This window comes from Rhizobium grahamii CCGE 502 (assembly GCF_000298315.2).
In the GTDB taxonomy this organism is placed as follows: Bacteria; Pseudomonadota; Alphaproteobacteria; order Rhizobiales; family Rhizobiaceae; genus Rhizobium; species Rhizobium grahamii.
Genome location: NZ_AEYE02000011.1, coordinates 284,453 through 302,195, shown reverse-complemented (window position 1 = coordinate 302,195; position 17,743 = coordinate 284,453). Strand labels below are relative to the sequence as shown.

19 protein-coding genes and 1 tRNA gene are annotated in these 17,743 nt (G+C 58.8%); 14 read left to right on the top strand and 6 right to left on the bottom strand.

Annotated elements, in window-relative coordinates; genetic code table 11:
* Position 1 precedes the first annotated feature (1 nt).
* Genes trpC through RGCCGE502_RS09775 form a run of 3 tightly spaced genes read right to left on the bottom strand, consistent with a single transcriptional unit; the run spans position 2 to position 3,749 of the window.
* On the bottom strand, positions 2-814 hold the full coding sequence (gene trpC / locus RGCCGE502_RS09785) for an indole-3-glycerol phosphate synthase TrpC (RefSeq protein ID WP_016553998.1): 813 nt from the start codon (positions 812-814) through the stop codon (positions 2-4).
* A 9-nt stretch (positions 815-823) separates the two neighbouring features.
* Entirely contained in the window at positions 824-1,840 is a 1,017-nt protein-coding gene (trpD, locus tag RGCCGE502_RS09780; RefSeq protein WP_016553997.1) for an anthranilate phosphoribosyltransferase, read from the bottom strand.
* A gap of 16 nt (positions 1,841-1,856) precedes the next feature.
* Positions 1,857-3,749: a peptidylprolyl isomerase gene (locus RGCCGE502_RS09775; RefSeq protein WP_016553996.1), complete on the bottom strand. Its 1,893-nt coding sequence runs from the start codon at positions 3,747-3,749 to the stop codon at positions 1,857-1,859.
* A gap of 217 nt (positions 3,750-3,966) precedes the next feature.
* On the opposite strand from RGCCGE502_RS09775, the gene RGCCGE502_RS09770 reads away from it, so the two are divergent.
* Complete coding sequence (locus tag RGCCGE502_RS09770) at positions 3,967-4,248, top strand: hypothetical protein (RefSeq protein WP_016553995.1); 282 nt, start codon at positions 3,967-3,969, stop codon at positions 4,246-4,248.
* Between the two features lie 70 nt (positions 4,249-4,318).
* Here RGCCGE502_RS09770 and RGCCGE502_RS09765 read toward each other — a convergent pair whose 3' ends face one another.
* On the bottom strand, positions 4,319-4,570 hold the full coding sequence (locus RGCCGE502_RS09765) for a GlsB/YeaQ/YmgE family stress response membrane protein (RefSeq protein ID WP_016553994.1): 252 nt from the start codon (positions 4,568-4,570) through the stop codon (positions 4,319-4,321).
* 784 nt (positions 4,571-5,354) lie between these two features.
* Between RGCCGE502_RS09765 and RGCCGE502_RS09760 the strand changes: the two genes are divergently transcribed.
* Both RGCCGE502_RS09760 and RGCCGE502_RS37895 read left to right on the top strand, forming a co-directional pair.
* Positions 5,355-5,561 carry a hypothetical protein gene (locus RGCCGE502_RS09760; RefSeq protein ID WP_016553993.1) on the top strand — a complete coding sequence of 69 codons (207 nt, stop codon included), beginning with the start codon at positions 5,355-5,357 and terminating at the stop codon, positions 5,559-5,561.
* A gap of 163 nt (positions 5,562-5,724) precedes the next feature.
* A complete protein-coding gene (locus RGCCGE502_RS37895; protein ID WP_081647241.1) occupies positions 5,725-5,916 on the top strand; it encodes a hypothetical protein in 192 nt (63 codons plus the stop codon).
* A 73-nt stretch (positions 5,917-5,989) separates the two neighbouring features.
* Here the strand turns inward: RGCCGE502_RS37895 and RGCCGE502_RS09755 are convergent.
* Positions 5,990-6,065 (bottom strand) — tRNA-Lys (locus RGCCGE502_RS09755).
* 446 nt (positions 6,066-6,511) lie between these two features.
* Here RGCCGE502_RS09755 and RGCCGE502_RS09750 point away from each other — a divergent pair.
* The 6 genes from RGCCGE502_RS09750 (at position 6,512) to RGCCGE502_RS09725 (ending at position 11,294) form a co-directional block, all read left to right on the top strand.
* Positions 6,512-6,703, top strand: a complete 192-nt coding sequence (locus tag RGCCGE502_RS09750; RefSeq protein WP_016553992.1) for a hypothetical protein — start codon at positions 6,512-6,514, stop codon at positions 6,701-6,703.
* Entirely contained in the window at positions 6,703-7,113 is a 411-nt protein-coding gene (locus tag RGCCGE502_RS09745; RefSeq protein ID WP_040674290.1) for a GFA family protein, read from the top strand. Before RGCCGE502_RS09750 ends, RGCCGE502_RS09745 begins: the two co-directional genes overlap by 1 nt.
* A gap of 133 nt (positions 7,114-7,246) precedes the next feature.
* Positions 7,247-8,545 (top strand): efflux RND transporter periplasmic adaptor subunit, encoded by a 1,299-nt coding sequence (locus RGCCGE502_RS09740; RefSeq protein WP_040674368.1) that lies wholly within the window; start codon positions 7,247-7,249, stop codon positions 8,543-8,545.
* A 12-nt stretch (positions 8,546-8,557) separates the two neighbouring features.
* A complete protein-coding gene (locus RGCCGE502_RS09735; protein WP_016553989.1) occupies positions 8,558-9,274 on the top strand; it encodes an ABC transporter ATP-binding protein in 717 nt (238 codons plus the stop codon).
* Positions 9,264-10,472: an ABC transporter permease gene (locus RGCCGE502_RS09730; protein WP_016553988.1), complete on the top strand. Its 1,209-nt coding sequence runs from the start codon at positions 9,264-9,266 to the stop codon at positions 10,470-10,472. Before RGCCGE502_RS09735 ends, RGCCGE502_RS09730 begins: the two co-directional genes overlap by 11 nt.
* 204 nt (positions 10,473-10,676) lie before the next feature.
* Positions 10,677-11,294, top strand: coding sequence for a GntR family transcriptional regulator (locus tag RGCCGE502_RS09725; RefSeq protein ID WP_016553987.1), 618 nt, complete (start codon positions 10,677-10,679; stop codon positions 11,292-11,294).
* A gap of 46 nt (positions 11,295-11,340) precedes the next feature.
* Here RGCCGE502_RS09725 and RGCCGE502_RS09720 read toward each other — a convergent pair whose 3' ends face one another.
* Entirely contained in the window at positions 11,341-12,153 is an 813-nt protein-coding gene (locus RGCCGE502_RS09720; RefSeq protein ID WP_016553986.1) for a ferredoxin--NADP reductase, read from the bottom strand.
* 246 nt (positions 12,154-12,399) lie between these two features.
* Here RGCCGE502_RS09720 and pcsA point away from each other — a divergent pair, with 246 nt between their 5' ends.
* The 5 genes from pcsA to RGCCGE502_RS09695 are packed head-to-tail and all read left to right on the top strand — an operon-like array spanning position 12,400 to position 17,727.
* Positions 12,400-13,128: a phosphatidylcholine synthase gene (gene pcsA, locus RGCCGE502_RS09715; RefSeq protein ID WP_016553985.1), complete on the top strand. Its 729-nt coding sequence runs from the start codon at positions 12,400-12,402 to the stop codon at positions 13,126-13,128.
* A 9-nt stretch (positions 13,129-13,137) separates the two neighbouring features.
* Positions 13,138-14,118, top strand: a complete 981-nt coding sequence (locus RGCCGE502_RS09710; protein WP_016553984.1) for a quinone oxidoreductase family protein — start codon at positions 13,138-13,140, stop codon at positions 14,116-14,118.
* A 42-nt stretch (positions 14,119-14,160) separates the two neighbouring features.
* A complete protein-coding gene (locus RGCCGE502_RS09705; RefSeq protein ID WP_016553983.1) occupies positions 14,161-15,735 on the top strand; it encodes an ABC transporter ATP-binding protein in 1,575 nt (524 codons plus the stop codon).
* Complete coding sequence (locus RGCCGE502_RS09700; RefSeq protein ID WP_016553982.1) at positions 15,725-16,810, top strand: ABC transporter permease; 1,086 nt, start codon at positions 15,725-15,727, stop codon at positions 16,808-16,810. Before RGCCGE502_RS09705 ends, RGCCGE502_RS09700 begins: the two co-directional genes overlap by 11 nt.
* Entirely contained in the window at positions 16,807-17,727 is a 921-nt protein-coding gene (locus RGCCGE502_RS09695) for an ABC transporter permease (protein ID WP_016553981.1), read from the top strand. Before RGCCGE502_RS09700 ends, RGCCGE502_RS09695 begins: the two co-directional genes overlap by 4 nt.
* The last annotated feature ends 16 nt before the right edge of the window (positions 17,728-17,743 follow it).

Here is a 17,743-nt window from a genome sequence, read left to right as displayed (position 1 = left end):
TTCACTCGGCCGCCTGAGCGGCTTCGGCGAAGAGTAGTGCGCGGGTGGCCGCTGCAACGTCGTCCTTGCGCATCAGGCTCTCGCCGACCAGGAAGGTATTGATGCCAACCAACTCAAGACGCTTGCAATCGGCATTCGTGAAGATGCCGCTTTCACCGACGAGCAGACGATCCTTGGGAACCATCGGTGCGAGCTTTTCGCTCACCTCGAGGCTGACTTCGAATGTCCGGAGATTGCGGTTGTTGATGCCAACGAGCGGGGAGGAGAGTTTCAGCGCACGCTCCATCTCTTCGGCATCGTGGACTTCCACCAGCACATCCATGCCGAGCCCGAAGGCCTCATCCTCAAGGCGCTTTGCGTCGTCGTCCGAGAGCGACGCCATGATTAGCAGAATGCAATCGGCACCCCATGCGCGCGCTTCCTGTACCTGATAGGTTTCGAACATGAAGTCCTTGCGCAGCGCCGGCAGCGAACACGCGGCACGCGCCGCCATTAGAAACTCCGGGGCGCCTTGGAAACTCGGCGTGTCGGTCAATACCGAAAGGCAAGCCGCGCCTCCGAGTTCATAGGCCCTGGCCAGCGACGGCGGATCGAAATCGGGCCTTATCAACCCTTTGGAGGGACTGGCTTTCTTGATCTCCGCGATCAGGCCGTATTGGCCGGCTTCGCGCTTTGCAATCAGCGCACGGTGAAAGCCGCGAGGCGCCGATTGGTCCGCCTGCATCGCTTTTAGATCGGCCAGCGACACTTTTGCCTTTGCGGCGGCGATCTCTTCCCGCTTGTAAAGTTCGATCTTCTTCAGGATGTCGGTCATGGCTCTATCCTAGTCGATGTCGTTCGACACGGCGACGAGTTTGTCCAGGGCCGCAGCCGTCGCTCCGCTGTCCAGAGACTGCGTCGCAAGCCGCATGCCGTCTTCGAGTAGCTCAGCCTTGCCGGATATCACCAGCGAGGCGGCCGCATTGGCGAGCGCGATGTCACGGTAGGCATTCTTTGCACCACTCAAAACATCGCGCAACGCCGCGGCGTTGACCACGCCATCACCGCCCTTGATAGCCTCCAGACGGCAAGGCTCGACACCGAAATCCGCAGGCGACAGCTCGAACGTCCGAATCTTGCCGTGTTCGAGGGCGGCGACGTTCGTTTTTCCCGTTGTCGTTATCTCGTCAAGGCCGCTGCCGTGGACGACCCATACGCTTTCGGAACCAAGATCACGCATGACCTCGGCAATAGGAACAACCCACTGCGGCGCGTAGACACCAAGCAACTGACGGCGGACGCCAGCCGGATTGGAGAGGGGCCCCAGCAAATTGAAGATCGTCCGCGTGCCGAGTTCGACGCGCGTCGGGCCGACGTGGCGCATCGCCGAATGGTGCTGCTGGGCGAACATGAAGCCGACACCAGCCTCGCGAATGCACCGCGAGATCACTTCGGGGGTCACATCTAGCTTGACCCCGAGCGCGGCAAGGCTGTCGGCCGCACCTGATTTCGAGCTCAGTGCCCTGTTGCCATGCTTTGCAACAGGTACACCAGCACCAGCCACGATAAGAGCAGCGAGCGTCGAGATATTATAGGTCCCGCTTGCATCGCCGCCGGTTCCCACGATGTCGATCGCATCGGCCGGCGCCTCGACGGTGAGCATCTTGGAGCGCATCGTCGTCACGGCGCCGACAATCTCGTCGACCGTTTCGCCTCGAACGCGCAATGCCATCAGGAAGCCGCCGATCTGCGAAGGGGTCGCCTGACCGGACATCAGAATGTCGAAGGCCTCGCGGGCCTCGTCGCGTGTCAGCGGCTCACGGCTCGCAGCCTTCGCCAGAAGCGGCTTCAGATCGGTCATGCGCGTGTATTCCCCCTTAGCGGACTGCCGCCTGATCGGCGAGAGGCTGATTGATCGATGCGCCATACTGCGTCTGCAGCAGGTTGACCATCTGATCGAGAATGTCGTCGCCGGCAGCATTTGCCATTGCCGTGATCTGCTGGTCCTGATTGTTGAGCACGTCACCCGTGGGTTCCGTGTTCACTTCCGTGACCTTGAGAAGGATCTGCGTCGTCGGATCGCCGCCGACGGCAATGGCGACCGTATCCATCGGCCCGGAGAAGGCAGCGTTGGCGCCGGCGCGACCGAGGACGGGATCGTCGGTCCCGCGAGTAATGCCGCTCTTGCTTTCGACGGTAATGCCAAGCGGCGCCGCAATGTCCGCCAGCGATGTTCCCTTCTTGGCCTGCTGCTTTAGGTCTTCGGCCTTTTTGGCTAGTTCAAGCTTCTGCTGTTCCGCAGTCCAATCGGCGACCGCTTTATCATGCACTTCGCTCAGTGGGCGGTCGCGTTCCGGCATGACATCGCGGACTTCGAACCAAAGATAGCCGTCAGTACCAATCGAAAGGGAAGGAGCATCGGCACCGGCGTCGGTCTTAAAGGCCGCGCCGAGAACCTGCTGCTTGGCCGGAATGTCCTTGACCTCATTGCCGTCCTTGCCGAGACCCGTAGCGTCGACGGCGTCGACGACAACGGCCTTCAACTTGAGCTGTTCTGCAATCTGCTCCAGGGTCGAGCCGGAGCCGCGCAGGTCCTCGATCTGATCGTGTACGTTGATGAGTTCCTGCGATGCGTTGGAGACGGCGAGCTGCTTGCGGATCTCGTCCTTGACCTCATCAAGGCTCTTGACGCTTTCGGGCTTGATGTTGCTCACGCGGAGGACGACCGGACCGAACGTGCCATCGACGACCGGCGTCGTGCCGCCGTCTTTCGAGACTGCGAAGGCAGCCTCTGCAATGGCCTGATCCGGAACCTTGTCCTTGGAGAATTCGCCTAGGAACACGTCGGTAGCGGTCTTGCCCTGATCGGTTACCAGCTGATCGAATGTCGTGCCGGTCTTCAGCGCGGCTTCGGCGGCGTTGGCGAGATCCCTGTTCTGGAACGTCAATTGCTCGATCGTGCGGGTTTCAGGCGTGCGGAAACTATCCTTGCGCTTTTCGAAATCCTCGCGGATCTGGTCATCGGTAACGGAGGCGGCGTCGGCTATGTCCTCCGGCTGAAGCTTGAGGAAAGCCACCTTGCGGTATTCCGGAGCACGGTAGCGTGTCTTGGTGCCCTCGAACCACTTGGCAAGCACATCCTCGGCAGGCGCCTTGATCGGCTCGATGTTGGCATTGGTCAGCAACAGGTAATCGATACCGCGGCTTTCCTGTCCATGAAGCTTGAGGGCGTCGACCAGCGTCTTCGGCGCTGTGAAGCCGTTCGAGACAGCGTCCACGATCTGGCTGCGGACGGCAACCTTGCTGCGTTCCTTGATATAATCATCCTCGCGGATGCCGGCATTGCGCAGCCGCGATGTAAAGAGGGTGCGGTCGAACTGGCCGTTGACCGCCTTAAAGGCTGGGTCATCGCCGATCAACTGTGCAAGCCGATCCTGGGACAGGCCAAGGTTCATCTCGTCCGCCAACTGGTCGAGTGATGCGCCGGCGACGAGCTGCGCCAGCACCTGCTGTTCAACGCCAAAAGCGCGGGCCTGGTCGGGCGTCAGGCGCATGCCGAACTGCTGGCTGAGATTTGCGACCTGTCGCTGGTAGGCCAAGCGAAATTCGTTGACGTCGACGTGCTGGTCTCCGACGCTGACAACCGTCGTGCTGCTGCCGCCCGTTATCAACGAGCGCGACACGCCCCAGATACCAAAAGAGGCAACCAGCAGCAGCATGAGGAGCTTGGCAACCCAGGTATGAGCAGCTCTTCTCAGAAGATCGAACATCGAAACGCAAACCTCGCATTATATTCGCCCGTTCGCGGGCAAAGCATTGGACGTTCCTTAGAACAAAGCCAGCAGGAAATGAAGGGTTATCGCACGAAAACATCTGCGCTATATCTGCAACCACGTCGAAGCGCTTGGCGCGGCAAAAGACGCCCGATATCGGAACCTTTCTGAGGGCTAATTCGTTGAAGAGCATCCGGAAAAAGAGGAGCAGACCATGGCCGATATGAAAACCGCCTCCGCCCAGTCCGCAACCGCGCGCGTGAAGGCGGAAATCGCGGCAGACGATCTTTCCGCACAGGTCACAGCATTGCGCGAAGACCTTGCACGTCTATCCGAGAGCGTTGTTGCACTCGGCCAGGGCGCCAAGACCGCCGTAGCCGACGAAGCCTCGGTCATGACGGAACGGCTGCGCGACAAGGTAAGGGAGGAGCCTATCTTCGCGCTCGCAGTGACAGCCGGCGTCGCCTATCTTTTCGGATTGATGAGCCGTCGATAAAGGTCGATTGGCAGTTGACAAGGCGAGGGCCGGGCGTGCGGACGCCCGGCTTTTAATTTTGCATGGGTATCTAACGACGAATAACCCGCCCCACGGCAATCAGCAGGCAGGCGCCGACAAATCCCGCAATCAGATAGCCTAGCCAGCCGGCGAGCGTGATGCCCAGTCCTGCGAGGATGGCATTTGCGACGATTGCGCCGACAATGCCCAAAATGATGTTCATCAACAGCCCCATGTTGCTGTTCATGAATTTTTCCGCGAGCCATCCGGCAATGCCACCGATGATGATGGCCGCTACCCAACCCACACCTGCGTCTTCCATATGATTTCCTTTCAGAGAAACAACGAAGTCAGCGCCCAAGGTGGAAATTGAGGCGTCCTCTATAGGAGAGGCAGAAATATGTGATTAGCAACACGAGACTGTTTCGCAACGCAATTGGCAGAGTAAAACGTCAATGCACGCCACCGAGACTCAATTCCCCCACAACAAAAAAGATAAGCCATCCGCTTCGTTGCGCAACGCAAATCTATTCTCCCGAAAATAGGTGCGGCGCAAAGGGCTCAGGTGGTCTAGAGGAAGTCTATTTTACATTTCGCCCCCACCGGCAGTACTCGACCAAGCACGGTCCACCTGGCCCCATTACAAAGCACAACTACTGGACGTGTCATTAAAAATACTCGACGCTATGTCGAGTGCGTTTGGAGAAGTGCTTAGTGTTCCGGTAAGACCAAGCCGAGATTGTCCTAAATCGCCATTCTGCACGACATGCATTGTCCAACTCCAGTTGCGCACAATCCACCGTACCGCGATGCATACCAATTCTTATACGTTTCGCCATATCAGCGGGGTACAAACAATACCAATATCTATTGGTTTTGTTCCATGCAGTGAGGTTTTAGGCCCGTTGTAGCGTAGGGCCGGCGGAAATTGGCGGTACTCTGGTGATGGATTTAACGGCTGATTATGCCGTGAAACGTTTTGCCGACGCCGGTTGTGTAATCAAAAAAGCGCATTCTCAACGAAATCGCTTCTTTCCTTAAGCATTTGCTTGCTCAACCTGCAATCTATGTCATGGTAACTTCCTTCATATGAGAGGGGTTCCGCTATGATCAATCTTCAGTCGGTTCGCAATGACACTACGCATGATCAACGTCTGCTCGATTGCCGCGCTGATGTTGAACCCGCCCTCCATCAGATCATCCGCGACGCGCAGCAAAAGGGATGGGCGCCCGCGGAGGTAGCGATGGCAATAGCGGATGCGGCAGACGACTACATTCTGCTGTTGGCAAGCCGGAAGACGACGTCACATTGATACGTGTCAGACTGGGGGCAGAGGACACGAAATGATCTGCGGACAGGTGGCCACCGGGAAACTGGTCTCTGCCCGCAGAGAAGACTACTGGACCTGAAGCCGCTTTTTCAGCGAATGGCGCTGAGATTGCGCGGGGTGAGCACTCACCTAGGGAGAAGTTCAGATGAGCCGATTTCTCGCATTCGTAGCGACCGGAACGCTGATCAGTCTTTCCACGATCGTTTCGGCTTGCACCACCAACCCCGACTATACCTCGTCAATCGGACCTTCGACGTCCTATCAACGCGATTACTCGCTAAACCCAGCCTGCGCAGGTGGATTTAGACCGAGCGACAATCGTCCGTGCAGCTATTAGGCGCTGGAGTCGACAAGCGAAATGACTCAACTCACCAGCGCGGCACGTTTCTCCACCAAGTCTTTGATTTTCATGGTGAGAGCGTCGGGGTTCGAACCCGAGACCTACTGATTAAAAGTCAGTTGCTCTACCGGCTGAGCTACGCTCTCCCAGGTGCCCGGCGGTTCGCCCGGCTGGAAGTGCGCGGAACATATGCAGGTGCCCCATTGTGGTCAACCAAAAAATCATCGTTCCCTGTGCATTAGGCACATTTCTTGCGCCCTAGCCTGAAAGGCCGACCGGGCAGCCGGTCCAAAAAAGAAAAGCGCCCGAGGGCGCTTTATAAAAGTTGGGGGAAACGAGATCATGAACCGGGCGGGCGAAAGCTCGAGTGCCGTTTCGTTGGCCACCCGGGGAAAGCGGAAAAATCCGGGCATTCTTTCGCATCGCCGTGTCCGCTTGGCGCGGCTCACAATCTCGCCTTATAAATGCACAAATGGTCAGAAGGTTCCCAAAAAAAATTTAATCGAATCAAACCCTTCCGAGGACTGATCAACACCTTCACAAAATCACGCGATGCTCTAGCTAGCCCCTTGTGCAACCAAGGAGAATGTGCATGACGAGCATGACTACACCAGCACCGACAACCCGAAAAGTGTTGCGTGGCCGACCCTATAGTCTTGGTGAGTTCGCAAGGAAATATCGCCTGGAGGAAACCGAGGCAAAGCGGCTCTTTGAAAAGTTCGGGCCATCTGCGACAGAACTCGACCTACTGATGGCCGCCAAGCGCCGATTGCCGGCTCACTGATGGCTTCGTCGACGGGTACCCGGAATGGAGGCTGCCTCTGCGGTGCAGTGCGCTACACGGTCAGAGGCGAGCCCATCCGCGTGGGACTGTGTCATTGCGCCGATTGCCGCAAGTCCAGTGGATCGATCTTTGTAGCCTTTGCGATGTGGCCGAGATCCTCATTCGATCAATCGGGTGAGGTGTCCACTTACGCCGGTCGCAGCTTCTGTCCCCGATGTGGTGGACGTCTCTTCTGCTTGACTGATGAGTTTGCAGAAATCCGGATTGGATCGCTGGACGATGCTCCGAATGGCCTCCGGCCGGTTCAGGAGCTTTGGATCAAGCGACGTGAAACCTGGCTGCATCCAGTGGCGGCCGCTTGGCAATACGAAACGGACGCCTTCGATGCCAAGGTTCCAACGGAAAACTGAACTCTCATTACCAAGATTTCATTTCATTCCAACACCGTTTCGTGCCAATCCGGGCCGATGCTAATCTGCCGTTCAGCTTCGACATAGTTATCTTGCTGACAGCTGCATTGGCAGCATGTTGATCGAGGCCGGAATGAACGACGTCAAGGATATGCATGAAACCAAGCCGAAAAAGGCGAGCGCCGAGCTGGCGACCGTTCTTGCGGCCTCACGCAAACAGTCGAAGGGCCGTTGGCGTGGTCGACTATCGCTATTGCTTCTGCTGATTCTGGCCGCCGGCGGCGCGGGCTATTTCTATTCGCGACAGGAGGGCAACCAATACAACTACACAACTCAGCCCGTTAAACGTGGTGACCTGACCGTGCTGGTGACAGCAACAGGATCCGTGCAGCCGACCGAGCAGGTAGATATATCAAGTGAGCTCTCCGGGACGGTTCGTGACGTGAACGTCGACTACAACAGCGAGGTCAAGGCCGGCGAAGTTCTAGCCGCGCTCGATACGAACAAGCTTGAGGCCGATGTGAAGAGTTCGCGGGCAAAACTCGATTCTGCTAAGGCCAACGTTGTGAAGGCTACGGCTGATCTGGAGTCGGCCCAAAGCTCATTTCAGCGCTTTCGCAACCTCGTCCAAAGCAATGTTTCGACACAACAAAGCCTCGAGGATGCACGCTACAAGTTCGATTCTGCGGTCGCTGCCAAGGACATCAATGTCGCCACGGTAGCCTCCGCGGAGGCGGATTTGCGCCTGGCCGAGGTCAACCTAGCCAAAGCGAAGATCATCTCGCCCATCAATGGTGTGGTTCTGACACGATCCGTCGATCCGGGCGCGACAGTCGCCGCATCGCTGTCGGCGCCCGTGCTTTTCGTGATCGCCGGCGATCTGAGGAAGATGGAGTTGCAGGTCGATGTCGACGAGGCCGATGTCGGTCAGATTGCCGTCGGCCAGAAGGCGACGTTCACGGTCGACGCTTATCCCAACCGGACTTTTCCGGCGGAAATCAAACAGATCCGATTTGCATCCGAGACGACAAACAATGTCGTGACCTACAAGGCGATTCTGTCGGTCGATAATGCCGATCTGTTGCTGCGGCCGGGCATGACAGCCACGGCCGACGTCACCGTTGAGGCAGTCAAGGATACTCTTATGATTCCCAACTCGGCGCTTCGCTATGCGCCCCCGGCGGCAGAGTCACCCCGTGGCAGAGGTATCTTCAGCTTGCTCAGACCGCCGCGCATGGGACCGCGGACCGGCAACCAGGGCGGAGAAGCGCTGACCGGAGCAAAGCGGCGCGTTTGGGTGCTGAAATCGGGCAAGCCGGCAGCCGCGGTCATCCAAGTGGGTTCGTCCGACGGACAACTCACCCAGATTGTATCCGGTGACATCAAAGAAAATGATGCCGTGATCACCGACGCCACCGCGCAAGCGAAATAGGTGAGGCTCAGCATGACGAGCCCGCCACTCATCGAATTCAAGCAGGTCTCGAAGATCTACGGTCACGGAGAGGCGGCCATTCGCGCCCTTGACCGGGTGGATCTGTCGATCCGCGAACACGAGTTCGTCGCCATCATGGGCCCCTCGGGCTCGGGCAAATCGACGGCCATGAACATCCTTGGCTGCCTCGATGTCCCGAGCGCCGGCGACTACATTTTCCAGGGCGTATCGACACAGGGCTTCGACCGCAGCCAACTGACGTTGTTGCGCCGTCATATGCTCGGCTTCGTATTCCAAGGGTTCAACCTGCTGCCGCGCACTTCAGCTTTGGAGAATGTCGAACTGCCGCTGATCTATCGCGGCACGCAGGCGAGTGAGCGCCACCGCAAGGCGAAGGAGGCGCTCGGGCTTGTGGGGCTCTCCGGGCGCGAGCATCACAAGACGCAGGAACTTTCCGGCGGCCAGCAGCAACGTGTGGCCATCGCCCGGGCGATTGTAGCAGAACCCTCGCTGCTTCTTGCGGACGAGCCGACCGGCAATCTCGACACCAAGACCAGCGTTGAGATCATGGACTTGATGACGCGGTTGAACCGGGAGCAGGGCATCACGATCGTCATGGTTACGCACGAACCCGACATCGCCGCCTATGCCCAGCGGTTGCTGCGCTTCATTGACGGCAAGCTGGAGACTGAGGCCGAGCATCGCGGGAGGGCGGATCATGTTCTTTGAAACGCTGAAACTCGCGCTCCGCGCAATCAGTCGCAATATGCTCCGTTCGTTTCTCACCGTGCTCGGTGTCGTCATCGGCGTGGCGGCAGTCATCGCGTTGGTGACGATCGGCAACGGCACCACCGCTCAGGTCTCGGCCGAGCTTTCGCGGCTGGGCACCAACATGCTGTTTGCGCGTCCGGGTCAGTTCGGCCCTGGCCGCGCAAGTTCGGAGGCACGTCGTTTTACCGTGAAGGATGTCGACGCCATCCGCGACCAGGTCAATGGTCTTCGTGCCGCGGCGCCGCTCAATCAGACGACCGCGACAGTCATTTACGGCGGGCAGAGCCATTCGACGACGGTCATGGGCACCACCAATGACTACTTCATAGCCCAGGATTGGGACATGGCGATTGGCCGCACCTTCGACGCCGCAGAGGAGCGTGGGCGCCCGCGCTGCATTCTCGGTGAGACCGTACGCTCCCAGCTCTTTGGCGCTGCCAATCCCAACGGGCAGCAGATTCGCGTCGGCAAGGTGTCCTGCAGTGTCATCGGCGTCCTTGCCAAACGCGGCCAATCCGGCATGGGCAACGACCAGGATGACGTTGTTATAATGCCTGTCAAAGTCTATCAGCGCCGGGTCGGCGGCAAGGCAAATGCCAATGTCCAGATGATCGTAATTTCCGCGCGTGACGGTGTCTCGACAACGAAAATTCAGGATGAAACCGAAAACCTGCTTCGCGAGCGGCGAAAGATTATCCCTAGCCGCGAGGATGACTTCAGTGTTAATGACATGACGCAGATTGCCGACGCGATGACCGGCACCACGACGCTGCTGACCAGCTTGCTCGGTGCGGTCGCCGCGATCAGCCTGCTCGTTGGCGGAATCGGAATCATGAACATCATGCTGGTGTCGGTGACCGAGCGTACTCGGGAAATCGGCATACGCCTGGCGATTGGTGCGCTGGAAAAGCAGGTGCTGCTGCAGTTCCTGGTCGAAGCGGTGGCATTGTCTGTCTTTGGCGGCGTCGCCGGGATCCTGCTGGGGGTTGGGCTCGGCTACGGGGCCGTAACAGTCCTGAAGGTTCCCTTCGTTGTCAGCCCCACGATGATTGGGGTTGCTTTCGCGTTCTCCGCCGCAATCGGAATGGTGTTCGGATACTTCCCGGCACGGCGAGCAGCACAACTCAATCCAATCGAGGCTCTGCGACACGAATAGCCAGCCACGCGGCGCTGATTCCGGTGGAGAGAGTTTCCGACATCTATTCCACGAGAGAACCGTAGGGCAGGATTGAGGAAACATCGCACGACTTCCGCACCGCCATCCAGGTCGGCGCCAACTTGCCGCTCGAGAGCACGCTGATATATCATCGGTTTTAGGTCGCCCTCGCGACGCGCATTTTTTGAAGCCATGGATACGCGAATGCAGAATTCACTCAGCCACCTTGCCTACCTTAGCCTGGAGCATGCGATCGTAACCTTGGCTTTGCGGCCGGGTGCGTTGGTCACTGAGAAACACCTGATCGACTTGGCCGGCCACGGGCGTACGCCGGTGCGCGAGGCGATTCAGAAGCTTGCTTGGCAAGCGTTGATCGTGGTGAAGCCGCGTGTCGGGCTGCAGGTGGCGGAGATCAAGCCGACCGACCATGACAATGTCATGCAGGTTCGCCGCGAGCTTGAGCCGATCGCAGCGGCGCTGGCTGCCGAATCCGCCACATCAGAGCAGCGTCGAGAACTGATGGAATGCGCGCAGGCAATGCAAATGTGCGCCACAACCGGCGATGTGGCAGCATTTTTCGCCGCGGACAAGGCGTTTGACGAAATTCTGGAAGAGGCTTGCCCCAACGCTTTTATCACGTCGGCGCTTGGACCGGTTCAAACCCATTCGCGTCGGCTCTGGTCTGCGTCCACGAGCCCCAGCCGGATGGATCAATCTATCGCACTGCATGTTGCAGTCATGCGAGCCATTGAGCAGGGCAGGTCGAAGGACGCCGGCCACGCGATGAGCGCACTGATCGAATATCTCAGCAACCACAATTGAAAACGGCCCCGTTGCCGGGGCCGCAAATAAGTCCGTCACTGCAAATTTACCCGACGAATGCGCGTTCGATCACAAACTCCGCCGGCTTGCTGTTTGCGCCTTCGTTGAGGCCGGCACCTTCCAGCAATTCCTTCGTATCCTTCAGCATCGCGGAGGAGCCGCAGATCATGCCGCGATCGATTACCGGATCGAGCGGCGGGACACCGAGGTCGGTAAAGAGCTTGCCTGAGGAAATCAGGTCGGTGATACGGCCGCGGTACTCGAAGTCTTCGCGGGTGACGGTCGCATAATGGCGCAGCTTGTCGCCGACGACTTCCTGAAGGAGTTCGTCATTCTTGATCTCGTCGACCAGGTCGAAGCCATATTTCAGCTCCGCCACGTCGCGGGTCGTGTGGGTGAGGATGACTTCCTCGTACTTCTCGTAGGTTTCCGGATCGCGGATCAGGCTGGCGAAAGGCGCAATGCCGGTCCCGGTCGAAAACATATAGAGGCGACGGCCGGGCGTCAGCGCGTCAAGCACCAGCGTGCCTGTCGGCTTCTTGCGCATCAGAACCTGGTCGCCCGGCTTGATCGCCTGGAGGTGTGAGGTCAGAGGGCCGTCCGGAACCTTGATCGAGAAGAATTCAAGCTCTTCTGCCCAGGCGGGGCTTGCGATCGAATAGGCACGGAAGATCGGCTTGCCGTCGACCATCAATCCGATCATTGCGAACTCGCCCGACCGGAAGCGGAAGCCCTGCGGACGCGTCATCGTAAACCGGAACAGGCGATCCGTGTAATGGGTCACGCTGAGCACGGTTTCGGCATAGACTCCAGCCGGAATCGGTGAGGCGAAGTCTTCGGTCTTTGCAGGGGCGTTCATTTCGGTATCGGATCCCGTATTGGTCGCACAATGTTTTCGATGCCAGCGAGATATTACAAATAGTGTCCCGATTAAAGGTATTCCATTCTTTCTCGAGCGACTTGTACGAAATATGCGTGTCGCTGTCATGATTCCAGGGCCTTAAGGGGCTTCGTTGCTTTTGCGCTGGCGAAGCGGGACAAAGGATGCATATTAGGCAAAAACCGCGTCTGCCGGGCGCGGACGCCATAGGCTGCTCGGGGAAACATGAAGATTTTCAATTACAAGCGCGTACCTTACGCGGAAATGCGCGCATTCTCCGTCCATATTCTGACGGCGTCCGGGTCCTTTCTTGCCTTTCTCGGCGTCGTTGCTGCTGCCGAGCATCGGTTCATCGACATGTTCTGGTGGCTGGGGCTGGCACTTCTCGTTGATGGCATCGATGGACCGATCGCCCGCAAGGTCAGTGTCAAGGAAGTGCTGCCGAACTGGTCGGGCGATACGCTCGACAATATCATCGACTATGTGACCTACGTCCTGCTGCCTGCGTTTGCGCTTTACCAGAGCGGCATGATCGGCGAGCCGTGGTCCTTCGTGGCTGCAGGGATGATCGTGGTATCCAGCGCAATCTACTACGCCGATACCGGCATGAAGACCGACGAGTACTTCTTCTCGGGCTTTCCGGTGGTCTGGAACATGATCGTCTTCACATTGTTCGTCATCGATGCCAGTGCGATCACGGCGCTAACGGTCGTCCTCGTCTCCGTCATCCTCACCTTCCTGCCGATCAATTTCCTCCACCCCGTCCGCGTCCAGCGGCTCCGGCCGCTCAACCTCGGCGTCTTCTTCTTGTGGTCGGGGCTCGGAATGTATGCGCTGCTGATGCATTTCGTGATCCCACAATGGGCGCTTGTCCTCTTTATTCTCAGCGGTATCTACCTCTACTGCATTGGCGCCGTGTTGCAGTTCTTCCCGGCGCTTGGAAGGCGCGATTAGGAGAAGGCAATGGCAAGAACGCAGGCGGTTTCTTTCAGCAAGACCGGCGGACCTGAAGTTCTCGAATATATCGATATCGACCTGCCGCCTCCCGGTGCGGGGCAAGTCCAGATCAAGCACGCGGCCATTGGCTTGAACTTCATCGACGTCTATTTCCGCACCGGGCTTTATAAGGCGCCGCATATGCCGTTCGTGACAGGCAAGGAAGCGGCAGGCACCGTTACAGCTATCGGCCCTGGTGTGGAGGAGTTTAAGGTCGGCGATCGCGTCGCCTATGCAGGATCTGACGGCGCCTACAGCGTCGAACGAAACATCGAAACGAAGCACCTCGTCAAAGTTCCGGATGGAATTCCGCTCGATACGGCAGCTTCGATGATGCTGAAGGGCATGACCGCCGAGTATCTTCTCAACCGAACCTACAGGGTCGCCCCCGGTACCACGATCCTGTTTCATGCGGCGGCCGGCGGTGTTGGCCTAATAGCCGGACAATGGGCAAGGGCGCTCGGCGCAACGGTGATCGGCACCGCTGGGTCGGACAGCAAGGTGCAGTTGGCTCTCCAGCACGGATACGATCACGCCATCAATTACAATACCGATAACTTTGCTGGGCGTGTGCGCGAAATCACCGGTGGCGCGGGCGTTCACGTGGTCTATGACTCAATCGGCCGCGACACATTTCCCCAGTCGCTCGACTGTCTGAGACGGCTCGGCATGTTTGTCTCTTTTGGCCAGTCTTCGGGGCCGATCGAGAACTTCACACTCGCCATGCTCGCCCAGAAAGGATCGCTCTTTGCAACGAGGCCGACGCTTTTCACTTACATCGCGACGCGCGAGGAGCTAACCAATTGTGCAAACGCGTTATTTGATGTTGTTTTGAGCAACAAAGTGCGTATCAATATCAACCAAACCTATCCATTGCGTGAGGTCGGGCGGGCCCACATGGATCTGGAATCCAGAAGAACTACCGGAACTACGCTGCTGATCCCATAATGACCCGAACGGGCAGGGTCGGCAGAGGGAAATGAGGGGAACGTGTCATTATCTGATGTGCCGGGCTCCGGTGCGTTACTGTCGGTCCAGCAACTGACGAAATTCTTCGGCAGCTTTGCCGCCTGCAACCATATCGATCTAGATATCGCCCCCGGCGAAATCCATGCTCTCCTTGGCGAAAACGGCGCCGGTAAATCGACGCTGGTCAAGATGCTGTTTGGGGTGCTGGAACCAAGCGAAGGCCGCATCGTGTGGGAGGGCCAACCGGTTTCGATCGGCTCGCCGGGCGACGCCCGCAGGCTCGGCATCGGCATGGTTTTTCAGCACTTTTCGCTTTTCGAGGCGCTGACTGTCGCCGAGAATATCGCGCTTTCGCTCGAAGACAGCATTCCGATCGGCAGGATTGCGGAGGAGGCAAGGGCGCTTTCGCGCGCCTACGGGCTGCCGCTCGACCCGCACGCCCATGTGGCGGACCTCTCCGTCGGTGAACGCCAGCGCATCGAGATCGTGCGCGCGCTGCTGCAGAACCCCAAGCTGATTATCCTTGATGAGCCGACGTCCGTGCTGACGCCGCAGGAGGCCGACAAGCTTTTCGAAACACTCTTCAAGCTGAAGGCGGAGGGCAAATCGGTGCTCTACATCAGCCATCGGCTTGAAGAAGTGCAGCGCATCTGCGACCGCGCGACGGTGCTGCGCAGCGGCAGGGTCACAGGCGCCTGCGATCCGCGCCGGGAGACGCCGGCTTCTCTCGCCCGGATGATGGTCGGCAGCGACGTTGCAACGGTCACGCATCCGGATCGCGGCAACAAAGGCGAGGTGCAGCTTGCGGTCGCAAATCTTTCGGTTGCCGCGCGCACACCCTTCGCCATGCCGCTTAAGGACGTCTCCTTGACGGTCCGCTCCGGCGAGATTCTGGCGATCGCAGGCGTTGCCGGCAACGGCCAGGGAGAACTCTTCGATGCGCTCTCCGGCGAGTATCCGGTCAGTTCGCCGGAGGCGATCACGATCCGGAAGAAGGCCATGGGCACCCAGGGCATCACTGCGCGTCGTTTGCTCGGCGCCGGTTTTGTGCCGGAAGAGCGTCATGGCCATGCTGCCGTCTCGGCCATGAAACTCTCCGACAATCTGGTGCTGGCGCGCAGCCAATCCGACCGTAGGGCCTTCCTCGGTGGCGGCTTTCTCAAGGTCATCCGCCGGGGCGCCGTAAAGACCGCGACCAAGCGGATCGCCGAGGCGATGGACGTCCGCAAAAGCGGCGAGGATCCGGCTGCGGGTTCGCTCTCCGGCGGCAATCTGCAGAAGTTCATCGTCGGCCGCGAACTGGATCGCCAACCTGCTGTTCTCGTCGTCAACCAGCCGACCTGGGGCGTCGATGCAGGGGCGGCCAGCCGCATTCGTCAGGCGCTTGTGGATCTGGCGCGGAATGGCTCCGCCGTCGTCGTCATCAGCCAGGACCTTGACGAAATATTCGAAGTCGCAACGGAGATTGCCGTGATTTCTGAAGGGCGGCTTTCGCAACCGTTCCCGGCAGGAGAACTGTCTCGGGAAAAGATTGGCCTTTTGATGGGCGGCCTGCACGAGAGCAAGGCCACCTCGGAGGCGCAAGATGCGCATTGAGCTGGAAAAGCGACCGCAAGCGTCGAAGCTTTACGGCTTCGTGTCGCCGGTGTTGGCTTTGCTGCTGACATTGATCGCCGGTGCAATCATGTTTGCCATCCTCGGCAAGGACCCGGTCGAAGCGCTCGACGCCTTTTTCCTCGAACCCTTGCTTGAGGTCTGGTCACTACACGAACTTGCCGTGAAGGCGGCACCGCTGATCATGATCGGCGTCGGACTGGCCGTCTGTTATCGCTCCAACAACTGGAATATCGGCGCCGAAGGACAGTTCACGATCGGCGCGATCACCGGCTCCATTCTGCCGATCCTGTTCACGGAATGGCATTCGCTATTTGTGTTGCCTCTCATGCTCGTCATGGGAGCCATCGGCGGCGCTTTGTTTGCGGCCATTCCAGCGCTGCTGAAGGCACATTTCAATACCAACGAAATCCTGACGAGCCTGATGCTCGTCTATATCGCTCAGCTTTTCCTCGATTGGCTGATCCGCGGTGCCTGGCGCAATCCGCAGGGCTTCAACTTTCCGGAAAGCGTGCCGTTTCCCCCGGAAGCCACGCTGCCAGCAATATGGGAGGAATCCGGCCGCGCGCATTGGGCCTTCGTGTTCGCGATTGTCGCCGCGTTTCTTGTCTGGTTCATGCTGAAATATACGCTGAGGGGCTTCGAGATCGTCGTGCTCGGGCAGTCTGAGCGGGCAGGGCGTTTCGCCGGCTTTTCCTCCAGGAAGATGATCTGGTTCAGCTTTCTGTTTTCGGGCGCGCTTGCCGGGCTTGCCGGTATCTCGGAAGTATCGGGATCGATCGGGCATCTGCAGCCGGCGATTTCTCCCGGCTACGGCTTCACGGCGATCATTGTCGCGTTTCTCGGACGTCTCAACCCGCTCGGCATCATCGCGTCGGGCCTGGTGCTGGCCCTGACCTATCTCGGCGGCGAGGCTGCACAGCTGTCGCTCGGCGTATCCGACAAGGTGACCCGCGTCTTCCAGGGCCTGATACTGTTCTTCGTGCTCTCGTGTGACACCCTCATCTATTACAAGATCCGTATCCTCTGGTCGCGGGTCCGGGGAGGTGTGGCATGAGCATCTTCGAAGCAATTTTGCTGACCGTCATCACTGCGTCCACGCCGCTGGTCATTGCCGCCCTAGGCGAACTCGTTACCGAACGATCCGGTGTTTTGAACCTGGGTGTCGAAGGCATGATGATCATGGGCGCTGTTGCGGCCTTCGCAACAGCGCAAATGTCAGGTTCTCCCTATATCGGACTGTTGGGCGGGATTGTCGCCGGCGCTCTGTTTTCGCTGCTTTTCGGCTTTCTCACCCTCACGCTGGTCGCCAACCAGGTAGCGACCGGCCTGGCGTTGACGATCCTCGGGCTTGGGGTCTCGGGCATGCTTGGGGAGGGCTATGTCAGCGTGCCCGGCGTTCGCCTCGCGCCGATCGTCGTCCCTTATCTTTCCGACATCCCGCTGATCGGCTCGGTGCTCTTCCGTCAGGACCTGACGTTTTACCTGTCGCTCGCTCTGCTGTTCGGCGTGAGCTGGTTCCTGTTCCGCAGCCGCGCCGGCTTGAAACTGCGAGCAATCGGCGACAGTCACGGCTCGGCGCACGCCCTCGGCATCGGCGTCATCCGTACGCGCTACCTTGCTGTCATGTTCGGCGGTGCCTGCGCAGGCCTTGCGGGAGCACAGCTTTCTCTCGTCTATACGCCGCAATGGGTGGAGAACATGTCTTCCGGCCGCGGCTGGATCACGCTCGCGCTTGTCGTCTTCGCCTCTTGGCGGCCGTGGCGGGTTTTTGCCGGCGGCTATCTGTTCGGCGCAGTGACGATCCTGCAGCTTCACGCGCAGGCTTTCGGGGTTGGAATTCCGGCCCAGTTCCTGTCGATGCTCCCCTATGCTGCAACTATTGTGGTTCTTGTCATCATTTCTCATAATCGGCGCACGACGTTGATCAACACGCCCGCGTCGCTGGGAAAAGCATTCGTCCCGGAGCGCTAAACAAAAGAATGAAAAG